The sequence below is a fragment of the Candidatus Cryptobacteroides sp. genome (assembly GCF_056207615.1).
Map to the genome: position 1 here is coordinate 1 of NZ_JBAEER010000171.1, position 21,659 is coordinate 21,659.

Genomic DNA, 21,659 nt, shown 5'->3' on the forward strand with positions numbered 1-21,659 from the left:
CTTCTCAGCGAGAGCACGTCCTTCGTAGCAAGGAAGGTCATGACCTGATCCTGAAGAATAGCCACCGCCATGGATCCATACGAACACCGGACGCTTCTTGCCGTCGTTGATGCCCTTGGTCCACACGTTGAGAACGAGACAGTCCTTCTCATCCATCGGCTCCCTGATGAACTGGTTACCGAATGCATAGTCGGTCTGAGGATTGCCATCCCATGCGAATGTCTGGGTCTGAGGGGCCTTAGGGCCATAGTTCCTGCACTTGAGCACTCCCTCGTGCTTGTCGGGAGCCACAGGTGGCATGAAACGCTCAGCCTTTGCGTACTGGATACCCTTGAAAGTGAAGATTGCGCCATCCTTGTAACCCTGGATGTCGCCATAGATAGTATGAGCAATGGTCGAGTCGTCGGTGACGCAGACCCTGTCATACATGTTCTGAACCGTCATTCCACTCTCTTTTTCGCCACTCTTACCAACGCAAGAACAGACGAGGAAAACTGAAGCAGCTACAGAAAGAAATGTAATCTGTTTCATAAGTAAAAAGTTAGTTTTTCAGTGATTCTTTCGGCCCAGCCCCATTAAGCCATCGACAAAATTAGGATACAAGATATTATAGGAAGTGTAAATAAACAGCAATAGGGTGGAAAATAAATTTACCTGCCCAAAAAAGAATAATCCACCAAAATAAAAAGAAATCACCCTCTCGTCTTTCGGCGAGTAAATAATTTTGCGAGCAACTGTAAAGCAGCCCCAATAATTATTAGCAACAATAATCAAAAACATCATGTTGAACGAAAAATCAATGAGAATCGCATCTTATAGAGCCGTCATCGTAGCGGTCATAATGGTGCTTTCATCTTTCGGGCTCAACGCGCAGAACGTCAAGGGAACAATCAAGGATCCCGCTGGTCAGCCTGTCATCGGAGCCTCAGTATTCGTCACAGGTACCCAGAACGGTACCGTCACTGACGCTGACGGAGCTTACTCACTCTCCAACGTCAATTCATCAGCTACACTCCAGTTCTCATGCATCGGCTACTCTACCGTAGACGAGCCTGTCAACGGAAGAACAGTCATCGACGTGATCCTCGAAGAGGAGAACGAAATGCTCGACGAGATGGTCGTCATCGGTTATGGTACAGTAAAGAAGAGAGACCTCACCGGTGCCGTATCAGTCGTGAAGCCTGAAGATTTCAAGAACAAGAACAACACCTCCATCGGAGATATGCTCCAGGGTGCTGCAGCCGGTGTAAGCGTACGCTCTACCGGTGAGATCGGCGGCGTTCCTAGCATCCAGATCCGTGGTACAGGTAACCTTACCAACAATGACCCTCTCTACGTCATCGACGGTATGCCTACCTCAAACGACATCAACTTCAACGTCAACGATATCGAGTCCATCCAGATCCTCAAGGATGCCTCTGCTGCCGCAATCTACGGTTCACGCGCAGCAAACGGCGTGGTGATCATCACCACCAAGAACGGTAAGGAAGGACGCACCAAGTTCGAATTCAACTCACAGATCACCGTATCCCAGCTCAAGAAGATCAAGATGGCAAGGGCCGCTGAGTGGAAGGCATACTATGACGAGGCATTCGACAACGCAATTGCAGAGGGCATCGAGGGTATCACCCAGCGTATGGACCACTGGGATAACGATACAGACTGGCAGGCCGCTTACTTCAAGACTGGCGTCACCCAGAACTATGACCTCAGCATGTCAGGCGGAACCAAGACCGGTCAGTACCGTGCTTCATTCAACTACCTCAACGACAGCGGTACAACCATCAACCGCCACATGGACAGGTACACTTTCCGCGTGAACTCAAGCAGCAAGCTCTGGATATTCACCGTCGGTGAGAACATGCAGTTCGGTCGCACCTATGTAAGGAACGCAGGTGGTGGAGCGGTGAGAAAGGTCGGCGGTTCTATCGCAGACGTTGTCAGAATGATTCCTACCATTCCTGTATATGACGACGTGAACGGTAACGAGGGCGGATATGGTATCGGTAACGAGATCCACGCAAGGGCACTCGGTGCAAACCCTGTCGCTCAGTCAAACAACCGTGATCGCAATACCGAAACCCTCTTCATCCGCGGTACTGCCTTCGCTGAGGCTCAGATCCTCCCTTGGCTCAAGTACAAGCTCAACATCGGTATCGACATCAATGACCAGCAGGTCAACGCATGGACTTCTGGTTATACCGTAGCCCTCAACTCTGCTTCTGGTTCAAGCTCAGCAACCGCTACCAACTCAAGGACCAGCACCTACCTCGTTGAGAACACCATCTCAGCGGACAAAACAATCGGCAAGCACAACATCAGCGGTATCCTCGGTACAACATATCAGAGCACCGACTTCAAGACAAGCACTGCTTCTCAGCAGGGTCTTATCACCACAGCCAGCGGTGATTTCCTCACTACCGTATCTGCAGGTACTACTAGTGCATCTGCTTCAGGTACGATGAACAAGGCTGCCCTTATCTCCTATCTCGGGCGTATCAGCTATGACTACGACGGAAGATACCTCATCACAGCTACCGGTCGCGTCGACGGTTCTTCAAGATTCGGCAACGGAAATCGTTGGGGTGTATTCCCTTCAGTATCGGGAGCTTGGCGTATCAGCAAAGAGCCTTTCTTCAATGTAAGCTGGATCGACGACCTCAAGCTTCGCGCAAACTGGGGTAACCTTGGTAGCCAGAACGTAGGTTACTATGACTACCAGATGTACATCAACAACTACGCTCAGTACCTCTTCAACGGCGGTAACGGCGAAATCACCCACGGTCAGACCATGGTACAGCTCTCTAACCAGAACCTTACCTGGGAGAGACTCGAGCAGATCAATGCAGGTATCGATTTCGCTGTCCTCAACAACAGACTCCAGATCTCTGCAGAGTACTTCAACTCAACCTCCCATGACGTGCTCACCGCACTCAACCTTCTCATGACAACCGGTAACGGTGGTGGAAACCCATTCGTGAACGCAGCGTCTATCCGCAACAGTGGTTTCGAGCTCACTGCAGCATGGCGCGATCAGGTCAACAAGGATTTCTCTTACTCGATCTCCGCAAACCTCAGCCACTCACAGAACAAGCTTCTCGACTTCGGTTACGGTAAGACAGAGCAGTATACCGACTACACCACCACCCGTGTTGGACAGCCTATCGGTATGTTCTACATGATCAAGACCATGGGTATCTTCCAGAGCATGGATGAAGTGAACAACTATAAGAACAAGGATGGTAAGATTATCCAGCCAGAGGCTAAGCCAGGTGACCTCAAATATGAAGACTACAATGGTGACGGTATGATCTCAACCGCAGACCGACAGGTAGTAGGCAGCCCATGGGCTAAGCTCGAGGCAGGTATCAACTTCTCCGCAAATTACAAGAACTGGGATTTCGGCCTCATAGGCTTCGGCAAGTTCGGCAACAAGGCATTCAACTTCAATCGCTGGTATCAGGAAGGCTTCCAGGATTGCAACAGTGCACCTGTAAACTACGACTACTGGAGACCAGACAACACTGGCGCAAAGAATCCTCGTCTTCTCTACGGCGACGAGCGTAATGTCTACACCTATATCGATAGGTGGCTCGAGGACGGATCATTCTTCAAGATCAGCTCAATATCTGTCGGTTACACCCTCAGGATTCCTGCAATCGAGAAGTACCTCGAGAGCATCCACTTCACCCTCACCGGTCAGAACCTCTTCACTTTCACCAAGTATAGCGGCTACGACCCAGACTTCCAGGGTTCACTCTTCGAGCCAGGTATGGACTTCTGTACATATCCATCTCCAAGATCCATCATCTTCTCGATCAATGCTAAGTTCTAAAATGGTTCTGTCATGAAAAAAATAATAATCGCAATATCAGTAGCTGCTGCTGGAATAATTTCAGCATCCTGCAATCCAGATCTCCTCGACCTTGCAAATCCTAACGCATTGGTCGCAGAAAACTCTTGGAATACCCAGAAGGACGTAGAGGCAGGTCTCGTTGGTGTTTACCACACACTCTACAACTGCTATTGGAACAGTTTCAACGCTTTCCAGATCTCAGGTCAGTCTGACGAGTTCTATTCACTCTCTCCAGACGCCGACCTCGCAGGTTATGTCAACCTCAAGTATTCAAACTACGATCAGAGGTGGAACATCAACTCCTGGACCTATCTCTATCAGTCTGTATTCCGCAGCAACCAGGTCATCCATTACGCAGAGCAGGTAGAGTGGAAGAGCGAGTCAGCCAAGAACCAGGTCATCGCACAGGCTCGTGCCATGCGCGGTATGGCATACTACAACCTTGCAATGCTCTACAAAAAGGCTCCTATCGTCGACTGGATATCAGCACCAGATGATCAGCCTTCAGAGGCTACCTTCCAGGAGCTCGTGGACTTCATCGAGAAGGATTTCATCTTCGCAGCCGATAATCTTCCTGAGTCATGGCCAGAGGTAGGACGCTTTACCAAGTATTTCGCATACGATTTCCTCGGCAAGCTCTATATGAACTCAAAGCAGTGGTCTAAGGCAAAGGAAGCATTCGAGGTCGTCATCAGAAGCAACAAGTACAGCCTTGCCCCTGTATACCACGACAACTTCCGCCATACCACCAACAATAACTGCGAGTCTATCTTTGAGATCCAGAACTCTGACAGGAACGACTCTTGGGGTGGTTTCTGGGGAATTGCAAACGATGGTGCAGTCTGCAGCTTCACCGCCCGTCGCGACGAGTTCTTCGCACCAAGCTTCGGTGGCGGTTTCGGCGACTACAGCGTATACGAGTGGCTCGTAGACATGTACAAGGACGAGAAGACCAAAGATGGTCAGTGGGACGAGCGACTCAGGGACAACATCATGTATCCTGAAATGTTCGATGACTTCCCTGGTCAGGTCCTCTATACCAAGTGGACCTCATGGGATCCTTCTGTACACGGAACCCAGCACAGAGTGCGCAAGTATTGCGTGGACTACTATGCAGAAGGAGCTGTTGCACTCGGAAACAACCCGATCAACCTGCGACTCCTCCGATATGGTGAGACACTTCTCAGCTACGCAGAGTGCCTCGTAGAGGTAGGCGGTGAGTCTGCAATCACTGAGGCAGCAAGGTACGTCGACATGATTCGTGAGAGAGTAAATCTCTACCCTCTCGCAGAGAGCGTCCACAAGGACTGCCTCAGCAGCAAAAAGGCATTCATGCAGCGTCTCAGAATCGAGCGCGAGAAGGAGACCTGCTTCGAGTACGAGCGTTTCTTCGACCTTCGTCGCTGGGGACTCGGAACGGATGAGGAATTCACCAACGAGATCAAGGCTCATGCAACAAAATTCAAGGACAACTTCAAGCCTGGCAAGGAATGGCTTCCAATTCCACGTTCAGACGTGGATAACAACCCTAACCTTACCCAGAACGAGGGCTATTAGAGTTTGTGTTATTAAATAAAGTGTATTTGGTTTTGGTGCAGGATGGTTTCATCATCCTGCACCATTTGATATTTTTGATTAAATTTGATAGTTTTTTAATTATCGCCAATCCGGATGAGAAAGATATTTCTGACACTTCTCCTGATCATCTCAATTCTTCCAGCAAGAGCAGAATGGGCCGACGAATTCAGGTATAAATATTACGGAATATCCGAGGGCCTCTGCGACGAGTATGCCACAGCAACCCTCATGGACAGGGATGGCTATCTCTGGATATGTACATCCAATGGACTTGACCGTTTCGACGGGCATCGCTTCGTCCATTACAACTCTCAGTCCGACGATCCTTCCACACGAATCAACAACAACCATATCTATAGCATTGCGGAGGATGGTTTCGGGAATCTTTGGGCCGTCAGCAACACCGGAATCATCAAGATAGACAAGAATAACAAGTCTATCGCACTGCCCGAAAAGTTCGGTAATTTCATGCATCTTCTGGACCAGCCTATGACTGGAATCAGGAAAGAGGATGACCGGACGTTATGGCTACTCAAAACCGGTTCTCTTGTCAGAGTCGACCTGGACGACAATGGTGACATCGCTGCTGTAAGAGAATTCAAAAGCAGCAATTATGGTCAGAGGACATTGGCCATTTCTGACAATTTGCTATATGTCGGTGGGCTTAATGGAATTGAAGTCTTTCGTATTTCTGCTGACGGAAGCCTGATTCCTGCCGAGAACAACATCATTAAACCGATCGCTGACATAAAAAACGTTTCTTATCTTCTGACAAATAAGAACTACCTGTGGATAGGAACGGAAAATGGTCTTTTCCAATACAACACGAGAAGCAAGGAGGTCCATTCATTCAGACATAATCCCAACAACATTCAGTCCATCTCAGACAACCATGTCACCTGTCTGGCATTCGACACCTACGGAGACCTCCTGATCGGTACAGTCAAAGGTATTGATCTCTACTCCATCAACGGCCATTTCGACCACATGACCCAGGGAAGAAAGAACCATTCTCTGAACACCACCTATGTCAACAACATCATGGTTGATGCGAATGGCACGCTCTGGGTGAGTACCCTAGTGGGAGGTGTCAACCGAATCAGTCCCAATGTCGTAGGCCATAGAGAGATATTCACTACCGACGATAATGTTTCAAATATCATAGGCTGTGCCTATCAGGACAAGAACGGTGACATACTCGTCGGAGTATTAGGCAAGGGCCTTGGCATCAAATACGCGTCAACTGGAGAAGAAAGGATATTTTCGCTCAAGGAAAGCATTGGCATTTCGCAGGAGGACGTGTTCGCTATCGTACAGGACAAGAGAGGAGATTTCTGGATATGCAGCAGGTTCGACGGCATGATTTTCCTAAGTGGCAAGGATCTGGTACATCCATCCTTTTCCGTATACAACACCGGTAACAGCCATATAGGCAACGACCATATCGTCGATGTAATATATGATGAGAAACGAGACGGACTCTGGCTCACCACGCTGGAAGGTCTGTATTACTTCGACATTGCAAGTAAAACGGGCAAACACATAGAAATCAATACGGTCATAGAACAGCCGTCACGATTCTTCTGTATATATCTTGACAAGCATGACAAACTTTGGCTAGGCGGATACGGACTTTGCATAATCAGCCTTCAGGACTACGAGGTAAAGGATTCCTATTCTGCCGCGTTCATGCCTTATCTGAACGATCATGGCGGCGATAACCTTGAGAGAATCAATTCTATCGCTCAAGCTGCAGATGGAACAATGTTCATAGGAAGCAACAATAACGGTTTCTATGAGCTTCTCGATGACGGATCCTTCAGGAACCGGTCTCTGTCCAACCCGCGAGCAATCGGGTTCACAGTTCCTGGCAAGGTCACGAGAATTCTTGGTGACAGATTCAACAATCTCTGGGTTGCGACAGGAAATGGAATCTACCACCTCAACCGTGAGATAGACATACTCACCTATTTCGACACCAACGACGGATTTTCGACGAACAACTTCTATGTCAATTCCGGAAACGTCTTTTCCGGTGACGTCATGGCCTTCGGATCAAACAATGGATTGATCATGCTCCAGGCTCCATTCACAAGCACCGATTCCCATACCAGAAAGGTCAGGATAACTGAGACCATAAAGAATGGGCAGGTTGACCTCTGGCCTGGAAATGACAGAATCGACATCTACCCGGGAGATACATCCTTTGAAATCAACTTCTCTTCACTTGAACTGGACGACGTAGAGCGAATGTTCTATGCATACAGAATAGACGAGCTTGGAGATGCCTTCACCTATACAAGGCAAGGAACGGTCAACTTCAACAACATAAGACCTGGAAAATATACTTTCCGTGTCAGATGTACCTATACAGACCACAGCTGGGCGATGAATGATACCACTTATATCATCAACGTCCATCCTAAGTTCACTCAGACCCTTCTCTGCTGGATCCTGATATTCTCGACCATACTTGGTCTCCTGGCAATTATGGTAATAAACAGATTCCGTTTCACGGCAAGAAAGAGCAAGGAGCTCGAGGAGCAGATTTCGGAGAAAACTGCCGATCTGAGGGCTGCCGTGGAGAATCTGACCAAATCGAATGACTCAATCGAGAAACAGAACGTCCTCCTTGAAGAGCAAAAGGCAAAGCTAGAGGAATACGCGGCTTCGATGGAGAAGGCGAACAGGGAGAAGCTCATGCTCTACACCAATCTCACGCATGAGTTCAAGACTCCTCTCTCCCTTATCCTCGGTCCAGTCAGCGATCTCAAGGAATCATGCAAGGACGAGGCAGTCAAGCCTTCGCTCGGCATCATAGAGAGGAACTCCAAGTATCTTCTCTCGCTCGTGAACCAGATTCTCGACCTTCGCAAGGTGGATTCCGGCCAAATCAGCGTGAAGAAGGACTCTCTGCACATACCAAGCTTCCTTAGCATCTTCTCGATGGATTACACACGCTCGCTGAACCAGAGAAATGTTCAGTTCGAGACAAATCTGCACTTGATGGGCAACACCATACTGTCAGATAGGGACATCCTTTTCAAGATCATCTCCAACCTTTTCTCCAACGCGTTAAAGTATACTCCTGACGGAGGTAAGGTCACATTCAACCTTGCCCAATTCAGAAGACGCACGGACAACAGACTTTTCCAATACATATCGGTAACAAACACCGGCAGCTATATCAGCGAAGAGGAATCTGCCCAGATCTTTGACCTCTTCTACAAATCCAAGACAAGAGCCATCTACGGTGACAGTAATCAAAGCAGCACCGGAATAGGTCTCTATCTCGTGAAAAACCTCGTTGCCGCTCTCAACGGACAGATCACGGTAAAGAGCAGCATGAAGGGTTTCACCTCGTTCAGGGTTTACTTCCCTATCGAGCTCGTCAACGACGACAGCACTCACACCTTCGTGGAAAACGAAGAAGTGGACAATGTTCCCGTACTGCTTCTCGTCGAGGACAACGACGACATGAGAAACTATATCAAGAGCGTTCTCGCCGACCGATTCAAGGTGCTCGAGGCATCGAACGGAGAAAAGGGTTATGAGATCGCCAAGCAGACCATACCAGACTTCATCATATCCGACCTCATGATGCCGGTATGCGACGGTATACAGTTCTGCAAGATGGTACGCGCAGACAGTCTGCTCAGCCATATTCCATTCCTCATGCTCACAGCCCTCTCGGACGACGACACCCGCCTGAACAGCTACAAGCAGGGCGTCAACGCCTTCCTCGTCAAGCCGTTCAAGAAGGACATGCTCCTCGCCAGGATTGAGAACATCCTCAACGACAGGCAACAGATCCAGGAGGAGCTCAGCTACGACCTCGAGAATTCGTATGCGACCGTGAACATCGACAGGTCCGACAAGGCATTCATGGAGCAGCTCATGAACATACTCAAGGACAACTACACCGACCCTGAATTCAGCGTTCCGAAGCTCCAGAGCCTGCTTTGCATGAGCATGACTCCTTTCTACAAGAAGGTATCATCCCTCACCGGACTCACTCCGGCAATGCTGATCAGACGATACAGGCTCCAGACTGCGAAGACTCTTCTCGAGACCAACAGGGACAAGGGCGTCAACGTATCCGAAATTGCCTACATGGTCGGATTCAATGACCCTAAGTACTTCAGCAAGTGCTTCCAGAAGGAGTACCACATCAAGCCTAGCACCCTCCTGCAGGGAGACGACCCGGATGACAAGGACTAACATTTGGACAGAGTAATATTCCACATAGACGTCAATTCGGCCTTCCTCTCATGGACGGCGGTGCAGCTGCTCGATCAGGGCAGCTGCCTTGACATACGCACGGTCCCTTCCGTGGTCTCCGGAGACCCCTCCGACAGGCGCAGCATCGTCACCGCGAAGTCCATCCCTGCGAAGAAATACGGAATCAACACGGCCGAGCCGGTGTCCATGGCCATGCGCAAGTGCGCGAACCTCGTCGTCGTGCGCGGAGATTGGGAGTGGTACAAGAAATGCTCCCAGGCCTTCATTGCGATATGCAGGACCTACTCCCCCGTGCTCGAGCAATTCTCCATCGATGAGTGCTTCCTGGACATGAGCGGAAGGTTGGGTACGAGAAAGGCGGAAGACGTCGCGAATGAGCTCAGGGAGGACATCGGTAAGAGGCTCGGATTCACCGTGAACATTGGGATAGGCCCGAACAAGCTGCTCGCGAAGATGGCTTCGGACTTCGAGAAACCGGACAAGGTCCATACACTGTGGAGCTCGGAGATAGAGGAGAAGATGTGGCCTCTGCCGGTCGGAGACCTCCTCTGGGTCGGGAAGAAGAGCGTGGAGAAGCTGAATCACTACTTCATCCGCACGATAGGCCAGCTGGCCGCCGCTCCCCTCCCTATGCTCGAGAATCTCTTCGGTCAGAAGGCGGCCATGTCCATGCATGAGAGCGCCAACGGAATCGACGATTCTCCCGTGTCCACCGAGAGTTCCGAGGCCAAGAGCTACAGCGCCGAGCGCACCTTCTCCAAGGACATCTCCGACCCCGAGGCTCTGGACCGCGAGCTCTTCAACGTGGCCTGCATAGTCGCCCACCGCATCAGGAAGGACTATTTCTACGCCAGCAACGTATCAGTATTCGTCAAGAGCAGCGACTTCGTCAGCAAGTCCAAGCAGAGGACCATGAACTCGCCTACCGATGTGACCGCATTGATCCTCAACGAGGCCCGACAGCTCATTCCGGAGATATGGGACGGACACACTCCCCTGCGCCAGGTCGGCCTCGGAGTGTCGAAGCTCAGCCATGACGTCGAACTGAGCCTCTTCGAGGACGAGAAGATGGAGTTCTACCGCAGCTGGGACAGCGACTACGACTCGGCGATGAAGGCGAACGAGAAGAAGGACCGCCACTATCGCGACGGTCGCAGCAAGGCGCTCGCATTCTCCTACGGAGACAAGGAGAAGGCCCTTCGCGCAGCAAAGGCATCAGTGAAGCAGGACCCTGCCCGCAGAATGCAAGGAAGCACCCTGCCCGACGGGACAGAGTGCTTCGAAGTCTATGATGCCGACGGCTCGGTCATCGAGATCCACATGATCGTGACCAGGCTCGTCTGAGCATGTCGTAGTAATTGAATCTACCGCTACTTGACAGGCTTGCCTCCCCTTACGGTAGGAGTCGCGCTCATCTGCTGGATTGCACGTCTCTCTTTCTCCTGGGTGTCCATTGGGAGATTGCTGAACACCGGAGTTGCGACAGCCGCAGGGTCCCAGCCCTCAGGATAGCCGAACACAGTGAAATCGATGATTCCGAGCGGAGTCTCCTTTGGCCAATCGGTCACGGTGAGGCGGACGAAACGACAGTTTACAGGATCGAACTCGTCGTAGACGGTATCCTTGGAGATATTGTTATTGGTCTTGTCAAGAACGGTGACGTATTTCTCGCCATCCTGTGAGACCTCGAGCTTATACTTGTACACAGGAAGCGCCGTCTTCGCAGCAGGACCGAACATCCTGCCCGGGCCCTTGAACATGATTCTGGCGCCGTTCACGGTGAAGTGCTGCACCACGTCGAAGCGTGTCGCCGGAGAAAGCTCGACGGTGAGTGAAGGATTCTTGTCTCCGGTCTCCGGCATCCAGTATGTGCCGCTGTAATTGTCCACTGCATAGGCAGCAGGGAAACCTACCTGCTGAGAGGAAGCCTTCGAGAGCGCATTCATCGCGTTCATCTTGTTCACTGTGACAGGAACAGATTTCGGCTCACCCTTCGGAGCCACGGTGCCAGGAGCCGGCTGAGGAGTGTCGGTGACGGTACAGTACATCAATCCGTCCTCGTCGAACTCTACCTTGTCCATACCGATTCGACGTCCTCCAGGAGGGTTCGAGAGCACGATGGTATAGAACTGGTACCACTCGTCCTTATCCTTGAGCTTCACGATGGAACCGTGTGCGGTGCCTGTCACGAGGCCCTCTGTCTTGCGGAGAAGAGGGTTGTTCTCGGCGTAGCTGTATGGTCCGAGAGGAGAAGTTGCGGTATAGTAACCCTCCGCATAAGTCTTCCACTGGGTTCCTGATGCCGAATACTCGAGATAGTAGATACCGTTACGCTTAATTACCCATGGACCTTCGATCCATGCCACGCCCGGATACTCATTGAACTCACCATAACGCTCCCATGCATGCATAGGGTTGAAGCCGAAAAGGTGGGTAGGCTTCTCGAGGAAGCTGGTAAGATCGTTTGGATCGAGCTTGACGCCATAGATACCGGAGATACCACGTCCTGGCCAGAAGAGATAAGGAGTGTTGTCGTCGTCGATGTAGATCTTGGTGTCGAATCCACCGTTCCAGCCGTCCTCCACAGGGCCGGTATTCTTGAAAGGCCCAAGATCGGTGTACGGTCCGAGAGGGTTGTCCGCGACGAAGAGGTTGTCGCTGTTTCCGGAGAGATAGAACTTTCCGTTGTACTTCACGAGGTCAGGAGCGACAGGAATCCCCTGAACCTGGTGGAATTCCCAGTTGAGAAGGTCGTCTGAAACCCACATTCCGCCGCCGGTGCAGCACATGTAGTATTTTCCTCCTTCTTCGATGACGGTGACGTCACCGGATGCATTACCGCCTTCTCCTATAGGCATAGGGAGGGGATTGCAATAGCGCTGTCCGGACATTGGCAGAGATAGCGCAAGCGCCAACACGGCAGAAAAGATGAAGCTCTTTTTCATGACGTATGATATTATGTTAGTGTATTTGGTTATTAGTCCTATCAAATATAGTAAAGTCTTTGGTCATGACGGAACAATTTGTCATCAATGTCAAGAAAAGTCCTATCTTCGCATGAGAATCTAACCTTTTGGAAGAAATGAAAAGAATAATCTCCGCCCTCATCATCGCGCTCAGCGCCTTGACATTCAGCATCAATGCAGATGCCCAGAACGCAGGCAAGTCAGTCGAAGAAATCATCATGGCCCGCCGCAGCATACGCAAGTACACGGACCAGCGCGTTCCGCGCAAGGTGCTCGATAAGATCATGGAACTCGGCATCAATGCTCCTAACGGCCAGAACCGTCAGGCTTATGAGGTTCGCGTAGTCGATGATCCTGCACTTGTGAAGCAGATCTCCGACGCAGCGACCAGCAAGAATCCGAACATGGCAAGACGCCAGGGCTTCAAGAACATCTTCGTGAACGCACCGTGCGTGGTATTCATCGCTGCAGACAACAGCTACGACATGGCACAGGTGGACTGCGGACTCCTCGCAGAGAACATCATGCTCGCCGCGTGGGCAGAAGGAATCGGCTCATGCTGCCTCGGCGGTCCTATTCGCACGATCAAGAACGAGCCTGCATGCAAGCCATACCTCGACAAGCTCGGCTTCAGCGAGGGATATGACCTTCTTATCTGCGTCGGTCTCGGATACGCCGACGAAGCACCTGCCGCAAAGCCAAGGAAGGCAGAGAAGGTGCAGTTCGTCGAGTGGTAGAGGCTATTTCTTCGACATCATCGCTGACGGAGAGACGCCAAATTCCTTAGAGAAACATCTCGTGAAATACTTAGGGTCGTTGAAACCGACCTCGTAGGCTATCTCGGATACGTTCATGTCTCCGAGAGGGCCTTTTGTTATGATCTCCTTGGCCACGCTGAGCCTGTACGACCTGATGAACTGTCCTATTGACTGTCCGATGGCCTCATTGAGTTTCTCGTTGAGAACGCTGCGGCTCATACCCATCTCCTCAGAGAACATGGTAATGTCAAGGTCTGGTTCCTTATACAGTTTCCTGACTACCGCCATCACGTTGTCGATGAACTGGGAGCTCTTGCTGGACGAATCTGTCGACTGCACCAGCCTATGTGCAGCAAGTTCCTCTATCTGCTGCCTCAGTATCGTATTCTGCTCAGCAAGTTCGTCAGCCTTCTGCTGAAGCTCAGCTTTCTGAGCTGACAGGAGCTTGGTCTGACGCTTTACTTCCTCCTGAAGGAGATGCCTGTTTCTCTCGAGCTTGCGCGTCCTGAGCATCACGATCAGATAGATGACTCCGGCAAGTAGCACAAGCATGATACTGATGAACCACCATGTCTTATAGAAGAACGGCTTTACATTTAGCAACCTCTCGTCCATAGACAACTCCTTACCGGTGTTGTCCGTCGCACGGACCTGTATTCTATATGATCCGCCAGGGAGTCCTCCGTAACGAATATTCTTTGATGACCCAGACAATGTTCGCCATTCCTTGTCAAGCGGATAAATCCTGCACGAATACTGGACATTACTCTCGTCCGGAAAACCAAAGTCAGAGAATACGAATGAGAAGTCCCTGTCACCTTCCTTGATGGACAAACCGCTCTCGTAAGCAAGATTCAGGAATCCTTCGCCCGAATAACCACCGGTGATACTTACAGACGGGCCGTCATACGCCGCATCATAGACATCGCTTGACTTCAGCACGCAGAGTCCGTCCTTGGTGCCTAAGAAGATATTGCCGGAGGAATTCATGCTGACGCTGTTTTCGCAGAAATCATTGGACCTCAGGCCGTCGGAAGTACCGAAAGTCCTGATTTCCTCTGTTTCCAAGTTCATCCTCGAGAGGCCGTTCGCCGTCGTGATCCACATGACATCTCCATCGATCAGAAGGCCTCTCACCCTATTATTTGCCAGACCATCCTCCTCCGTGAAGAACTGCATGTCGCACTGATTCCGGGAGCTATGACGCATTTTCAGCAAACCACCATCGAAAAGTCCGGCCCAGATGTCCCCTGTAATGTCTGGCACAAGAGCACTGGCCAACGGAACCATAGGGTCATTGGTAGCTTCAAGAGTGTGCAGATTGATGGCAAGAAGACCGTCTCTATGGCTCACCCACAGTCTATCTGCACCATCCATACACGCTCCCATACATAGATATATATCCTCGAACTTCCTGAACCTGGACTTAGGGATGTCGTAGAAGAAGAGTCCGGAACGTGCCGAGATCCAGACGAAATCATTGACCGGGTCATATTCGATTTTGTTGATGACATCTATGCTCCAGGCAAGCTCCGAATCGGAATCCTGGGGAACATAGACCTTGACCGGATGGTCCATATCGATATAGTTCAACTGACCACCCGACATCCCGAACCACAGATGCCCATGATCATCCTCGGTAAAGGCCGTTATGGTATTATGCAGAATAGCAGAATTATTGGTCGTGAAATACTTGTATGTGAAGTTTCCCTTATCAAGGAATAGTCCGTGCTCTGTCGTTCCGACCCATTCGTTGCCTCGGCTGTCCACATAGACCGAACGCACAGGAGTGCTCGGCAGTGAGCTCAAGTCGTTCTCCCTATGGCTGACCATAGTGACCGGCAGGCCTTTCTTCCTCATCACCGAGAGACCGTCAACCTCCATTCCCAGCCATATCTGATGTCCGATGACCCTGATGCACCTGATCATATCGCCCGGAAGATCCTTTCCGCCGTAGATGTCCGTTTCAGAATTATAATGCAAGAATCCATGAAGATCCCTCTTATACACATTAAGACCAGCCAAAGTCGCTACGAGGATGTCACCGTCAGGAGATAGAGCTAGGCCGGTGACTTCATTATGGGATAGAGCTAGAGGTTCATAGTCGATGGTCCTGTATTGGACGACGGTCCTTCTGAGCCTATTGAATCTGAACAAGCCGTTCGTGGTACCAAGCCATAATTCTCTATCTGTAGAATATAAAGCCGTGCCCTTGTTATTCTCACCTATGAATAGCTCCGGATACTCCATCTCAAGTCGTATCCCATTGCCATCAGGATCGGAGATAGTATACAGACGGCCGGACATCGTCGTGCAGACAGCGGCTTCCCCTTCCAACGGGAAAAGAGACAGACGAAGATTCAGGTTAGTGTCAGAACAACGAAGTGAGTCGAGCACATAGGTACGTCCTTCATCACGGAATGAAACTCGGTAGACATAGTTTTTGGTATTGAACCACATGCTACCCTCGCTGTCGCGAACCACGGAACCACAATAACTGGCTTGTGTCGCCGCTTTGAGATCGGAAGGGATATCTGCATGGGAAAGACTGCTCATATCTATCACATCCACTCCACTGACACCAGAGACCCAAAGTCTCCCGTAGTTGTCCTGACACGATTTCGTAACGTAATCACTCAGAATTTTTTCATTTCCCTTAGTGGAGAAATTGACGAAGGATGTACCGTCATACCTTGATATACCTCCGCCGAAGGTACTGATCCAGACAAAGCCCTTGTCATCCTGATAAATGTCGTTGATATTGGCATTTGGCAGGCCATCTGATACTTTCAGAACGCGCGACACATAGTAATCACCCGTCATCTCCTGAGCAGAAACAGTAGATGGAAACGAGATAACGCACAAAAAAACCATCAGCAGAATGTCCACCTTTCTCATCATTTTGTCCTCTTATTACCGCGTAAATATAGATAATTTTGCAGTGGATTCATTACCCACAGTGAATTCTTAGACACTTATTAACACAAAAACAAACCATCCATGAAAAAGTTAGGTAAACTTTTCTGCTCACTTTTCTCGGTGGTACTCCTCTTCGTCGCTCAGACCGCTTTCGGTCAGAACAACATGAGTGTATCGGGAACAGTGACTGACCAGAGTGGTGCGCCTGTAATCGGCGCAAGCATCATGCTCAGCGGAAACACAACCGTTGGAGCATTGACCGACCTTGACGGTAAGTACACCATCAATGTACCGTCAAACGCTACACTTATCTTCTCATGCATCGGCTACAGCACCCAGACTATCGCAGTCTCTGGCCGTGCCAACATCAACGTTGTCTTCGAAGAGGACGCAGAATTCCTCGAGGAGACCATCGTGATCGGTTACGGTGTCCAGAAGAAGAGCGACGTCACCGGAGCCATTGCATCAGTGAAGAACTCAGACCTCGAGAACAGAACCACCACAGACGTGGCTCAGGCTCTCCAGGGTAAGGCTGCCGGTGTCCAGATCGTTAACTCGTCAGGTGCTCCCGGCTCATCTTCTTCGATCCAGATCCGCGGTTATTCTTCTAACTCAAAGACCACCCCTCTCATGATCGTGGACGGTCTCAAGGTTAATGACATCAGCTATCTCGACCCAGAGAACATCGCTTCCATCGAGATTCTCAAGGACGCAGCGTCAGCAGCCATCTACGGTGTAGAGGCAGGAAACGGTGTCGTTCTCGTGACCACAAAGTCAGGTTCATCACAGAAGGGTGAGGGCCGTATTTTCTACAATTTCCAGCAGGCATTCCAGACAGTCGCAAGACTTCCTGAGCGTCTCAACGCACAGGAGTACATGGACTACATGATGCTCTCAGGTGCAGCTACGCAGTCAGACTTCGAGTATGACGGCAAGACCGACACCAACTGGGCAGACATCATGCTCGAGACCGGTCGTCAGCAGCGTCACGTTGTCGGTGTCGAGGGTGGTAACGACAAGGGCAAGTTCTACGTTTCCCTCTCTTACTCTAATGACGACGGTATCATCAAGAGCAACAAGGATACCTTCAGCAGGCTCGTAGGTCAGATCAATGCTGACTATAAGATCAAGAGCTGGCTCACCGTCGGTGTGAACACCACCATCGACAAGAGCAAGCGTTCGGCACTCGCAGAGAGCTCACGCCTTTCCGACACCGTATTCGCTTCTATCATCACCGGTGATCCTCTCACTCCTCTCGTATATGACGCAAACTCAATCCCTGGCCGCGTACAGAGCGTCATCGATGCTGGCCAGAAAGTTCCTATGGACCCTAACGGTAACGTATATGGTGTATCAGTATTCTCTGACGCCAGCTACCTCTGGAACCCACAGGTTCTCCTCGACAGGCGTGACACCGAAACCCAGAACTTCCGTGTAAGAGGTACCGCTTACCTCAACCTCACTCCAGTGAAGGGCCTTGTAATCACCTCTCGCTTCGGTTATCAGGGTGGCTACAGCCACACCAGCACCTACAACCATGAGGTTTACACCACTGCCCGTAACAACCAGGCAATGTCTATCTCAGGCAGCTATAACGACAGAATCTACTACCAGTGGGAGAACTTTGCGAACTACAACACTACCATCGCAAAGAAGCACAACATCACTGCAATGGCAGGTATGTCATATCAGCAGACCAACACCGACCGCGTAAACGCAAGTGCGAACGAGCTCACCAGCGATGATGCAAACTTCCGTTACCTCAACAACGCAGTCAACACTCCTCAGATGTCAGTAGGCGGTCAGCCAAACGTTACCGCAAACATGTCATACTTCGGTCGTATCGGTTACTCTTATGCTAACAGGTACAACGTACAGGCAAACTTCCGTGCAGACGCATTCGATACCTCTAAGCTCGACAAGGATCACAGGTGGGGTTACTTCCCTTCAGTGTCCGGTGGTTGGACAATCTCTAACGAGAGCTGGATGCAGCCTGTAAAGGAGAAGATCGGTCTTACCTTCTTGAAGGTCCGTGCATCTTGGGGTATCAACGGTAACGTGAACGCACTCGGTTCATACCAGTACGCTTCTACCCTCCAGAGCTCAGCAGACTTCGGTAACAACCTCGGTAACGGCTTCATCGTCGGCGTTCGCCCTTCAACCGTCCTTCCTAACCCTAACATCAAGTGGGAGACCTCAAAGCAGCTTGACCTCGGACTCGATCTCCGTATGTTCAAGGAGAGACTCACCTTCGCACTCGACTGGTACAACAAGAACACCCATGACCTCCTCACCAGCACCACTGCTCCTGGTAGCACCGGCGCAGAGACTGTATTCGTGAACGCAGGTCTCGTGAACAACCACGGTACTGAGATCGAGCTCGGTTGGAAAGATTCAATCGGCGACTTCAACTACTCTATCAGCGGTAACTTCTCAACCGTACACAACAAGGTCGTTAAGGGTACCTCAACTGACCGTGTTCCTGGCCAGAAGGTATGGAGCTCTTATGACGTGACCTACTTCGAGGAAGGCTACCCTCTCTGGTACCTCCGCACCTTCATGATCGACCATATCGACCAGCAGACTGGTGCTGCTGTCTACAAGGACTTCGACGGTGACGGCGAGATCTCAGAGAACGACCGTGACTTCGCAGGTAGCGGTATTCCTAAGTTCACCTACGGTCTCACCATCAACCTCTCTTGGAAGGGTATCGACTTCGTAATGCTCGGTTCAGGCTCACAGGGAGCAAAGCTCCTCTATGCTGTCACCCGTGCTGACGCCCTCCAGCAGAACACCCTCAAGGAGTTCTACACCAAGGCATGGCAGAACCCATCTTCTACCGGTTACATCTATCCAAAGCCTGATGCAAGCGACCGTTACTACAGGACCTCTGACGCCCGCGTATACGACGCTTCATTCTTCAAGATCAAGCAGATCCAGCTCGGTTATAGCTTCCCTAGCAAGCTCATCAACAGGATCAAGGTCAGCGGACTTAGGGCTTATGTATCTCTCGACGACTTCGTGACCATCACCAAGTACCCAGGCCTCGACCCTGAGACCAGCCACGCCGGCAGCTCTGCCGACGGTCTCGGTATCGACTTCGGTTCTTACCCTATCTCAAAGAAGGTCGTTTTCGGTGTTAACCTTTCATTCTAACGATTCACTGATATGAAAAAGATATATTTTGCACTTTCTGTCGCAGCCCTCGGACTCATGATGGGTTCATGCGTCAAGAATCTTGACATCCCTCAGAAGAGTGTCCTTTCTACAGAGGAATACTACAAGAATGCGACTCCTGCTGAAGCAGAGGCTCTCATCGCCAGCGCATATAAGATGTACTGGGGCGGCCGTGACGTGACTTGCGTCAACGGTATCGAGAAGATCCTCTTCCTCAACTCTCTCGATGACGACCACTACACCGGTGGCGGTTCATTCGCAGATGCAACTAACCAGTACCAGGAGGCAGGTAACTACAACGTCACCTCAGCCGACTTCGGTCCTAAGCTCGTATATAAGGGTATCTACAGTGTGATCTATCACTGTAACCTCATCATCGAGAAGATTCCTGAGACCAACGACGCAGCAATCAACAGGGTGAAGGCTGAGGCTCATGCTCTCCGTGCCATCGCAATGTTCGACGCAGTACGCTGGTGGGGTACCCCTCCTCTCGCTGACCATCTCCTCAGCCAGGATGAGTACTATCAGGGCAACACCCCTACCAAGACTTCTATCGACTGGGTTCTCGCAGAGCTCGAAGATGCAGCCAAGATCCTCCCTGCAATCGCAGGCAAGGGCCAGCAGGAAGCTTTCGGTGCACGCCTTTCAAAGCATGCCGTTCTCGCTTATCGCGGTAAGGTAGGTCTCTGGTACGGTCAGAAGTTCAACGACAAGGAAATCCTCAACGGAGCTGTCGCTGACCTCAAGCAGGTTGTCGATTCTCGTCTCTATGGTCTCGTAAAGGATATGTTCATCCTCGAAAGGCCTGCAGGTGACTTCTGCGAGGAGTATCTCTTCGAGCACAACTCTGCAGAGAATGACGGTAACCCTGGTAACCCTCAGAACGACCTCCGCCACATGTGGACTGGTTGGAACGACGGTCTCATCGCACCTAAGGCTGTGTACACCGGCTGGGGCTGGAACGCAGTGAGCAAGGAGTTCGGTGAGTTCCTCGCAGCACACGAGGGCGACATCGAGAAGCCTCGTTTCAAGTCTACCATCCACACCTACGAGCAGGTTCTCGATATGGAATACGCTGACGGCGTAACCCCTGGCGTTCAGTCAAAGGGTATCTGCCACTGCGCAGGTTACTTCACCTATCGTGGTATCGGTTTCAATGAGGACTTCTACCAGATCGCTGGTTTCTGGAAGTATTCTACCACCAACGCATGTCTCCTCCGCTACGCTGAGGTTCTTCTCCTCTATGCTGAGGCTAAGTTCCTTGCTGACGGTGATGCTGACGGTGCAGGCCTCCAGGCTCTCAACGAGGTTCGTACAAGAGCTGAGCTTGAGCCAGTAGGTGCTCTCACTTACGACATCATCAAGGACGAGCGTCGTGCAGAGCTCTTCTATGAGCAGGAGAGATACTTCGACCTCGTACGCTGGGGTGATGCTCCTACCGCACTCAAGGACAAGGGTAAGAAGCTTTACAAGTTCTACGGTTACAAGCCAGGCACTACCGAGTGGGACGTAGAAGTCACCGACGGTAAGGGTCTCGGTTGGCAGGACAAGTACAACCTCCTCCCATTCCCATTCGAGCAGATCTCTGCAGCAAGGGGTAACCTCAAGCAGAACCCAGGTTGGTAAAACATTCTAATCTATTACAAACAATGAAAATCATCAGAACTTCAATCATCGCCCTTGCAGCCATTGCCATGGCAAGCTGCGCTGGCAACCAGGCCCCTGCTGCAGACGAGTGCTGCTGCGAGGAGTGCCAGAAGAAGGTCGTAGAGCCAGGTGAGCAGGCACCGCTCGCTGACGTCGGCCAGAAGAACTTCGGTGGCATGCACACCACTGATACTACCGGCCGTGCAGAGATGCTCCGCAGGAGGATGGCAGAGATGAACACCATCAGAACCGTCCACTTCAACGACCTCTCTATGTCGGATCCATACATCTATCCAGATCCAGAGACCAAGACCTACTACCTCACCTCATCAGGTGGACGTATGTACAAGTCAAAGGACCTCGTGATGTGGGAGGGCCCTTACAATATCGTGAACATCGAAGGCTCATGGCTTGAGAGGGCTGGTTTCGCAGCTGCCGCCGAGATCCACAAGATCGGTGACTACTATTACTATGCAGGTACATGGAGCGACCACAGCGACCTCATCCAGCAGGTCC

At 50.9% G+C, this 21,659-nt stretch carries 10 protein-coding genes and 2 pseudogenes; 8 read left to right on the plus strand and 4 right to left on the minus strand.

From position 1 onward, the window contains the following. Window positions 1-531 (minus strand): carboxylesterase family protein (locus AC06ND_RS09470; protein WP_475678737.1); only part of this gene is annotated, 531 nt, incomplete at its 3' end. Between the two features lie 268 nt (window positions 532-799). Here AC06ND_RS09470 and AC06ND_RS09475 point away from each other — a divergent pair. The 4 genes from AC06ND_RS09475 to AC06ND_RS09490 all read left to right on the plus strand — a co-directional run bounded on the left by AC06ND_RS09475 (window position 800) and on the right by AC06ND_RS09490 (window position 11,020). After that, entirely contained in the window at window positions 800-3,835 is a 3,036-nt protein-coding gene (locus tag AC06ND_RS09475) for a SusC/RagA family TonB-linked outer membrane protein (RefSeq protein ID WP_475678738.1), read from the plus strand. Between the two features lie 12 nt (window positions 3,836-3,847). After that, window positions 3,848-5,413 carry a RagB/SusD family nutrient uptake outer membrane protein gene (locus tag AC06ND_RS09480; protein WP_475678739.1) on the plus strand — a complete coding sequence of 522 codons (1,566 nt, stop codon included), beginning with the start codon at window positions 3,848-3,850 and terminating at the stop codon, window positions 5,411-5,413. Between the two features lie 114 nt (window positions 5,414-5,527). Further along, window positions 5,528-9,655: a hybrid sensor histidine kinase/response regulator transcription factor gene (locus AC06ND_RS09485; RefSeq protein ID WP_475678740.1), complete on the plus strand. Its 4,128-nt coding sequence runs from the start codon at window positions 5,528-5,530 to the stop codon at window positions 9,653-9,655. Window positions 9,656-9,658: 3 nt separating this feature from the next. Next, window positions 9,659-11,020 (plus strand): DNA polymerase Y family protein, encoded by a 1,362-nt coding sequence (locus tag AC06ND_RS09490; RefSeq protein ID WP_475678741.1) that lies wholly within the window; start codon window positions 9,659-9,661, stop codon window positions 11,018-11,020. A 26-nt stretch (window positions 11,021-11,046) separates the two neighbouring features. On the opposite strand, the gene AC06ND_RS09495 is transcribed toward AC06ND_RS09490, so the two are convergent. Next, a complete protein-coding gene (locus tag AC06ND_RS09495; protein WP_475678742.1) occupies window positions 11,047-12,621 on the minus strand; it encodes a family 43 glycosylhydrolase in 1,575 nt (524 codons plus the stop codon). A gap of 137 nt (window positions 12,622-12,758) precedes the next feature. On the opposite strand from AC06ND_RS09495, the gene AC06ND_RS09500 reads away from it, so the two are divergent. Continuing rightward, entirely contained in the window at window positions 12,759-13,379 is a 621-nt protein-coding gene (locus AC06ND_RS09500; RefSeq protein ID WP_475678743.1) for a nitroreductase family protein, read from the plus strand. A 3-nt stretch (window positions 13,380-13,382) separates the two neighbouring features. Here the strand turns inward: AC06ND_RS09500 and AC06ND_RS09505 are convergent, their stop codons facing one another. Beyond that, on the minus strand, window positions 13,383-15,956 hold the full coding sequence (locus AC06ND_RS09505) for a ligand-binding sensor domain-containing protein (protein ID WP_475678746.1): 2,574 nt from the start codon (window positions 15,954-15,956) through the stop codon (window positions 13,383-13,385). A 159-nt stretch (window positions 15,957-16,115) separates the two neighbouring features. Further along, window positions 16,116-16,301, minus strand: a pseudogene (locus AC06ND_RS09510) (two-component regulator propeller domain-containing protein); the annotation flags it as partial. Between the two features lie 99 nt (window positions 16,302-16,400). Here AC06ND_RS09510 and AC06ND_RS09515 point away from each other — a divergent pair. The 3 genes and pseudogenes from AC06ND_RS09515 to AC06ND_RS09525 form a co-directional block, all read left to right on the plus strand. Then, window positions 16,401-19,475: a SusC/RagA family TonB-linked outer membrane protein gene (locus AC06ND_RS09515; protein WP_475678744.1), complete on the plus strand. Its 3,075-nt coding sequence runs from the start codon at window positions 16,401-16,403 to the stop codon at window positions 19,473-19,475. Between the two features lie 12 nt (window positions 19,476-19,487). After that, window positions 19,488-21,122, plus strand: coding sequence for a RagB/SusD family nutrient uptake outer membrane protein (locus AC06ND_RS09520; RefSeq protein WP_475678745.1), 1,635 nt, complete (start codon window positions 19,488-19,490; stop codon window positions 21,120-21,122). A gap of 23 nt (window positions 21,123-21,145) precedes the next feature. Beyond that, window positions 21,146-21,659: pseudogene (locus AC06ND_RS09525) on the plus strand (hypothetical protein); the annotation flags it as partial.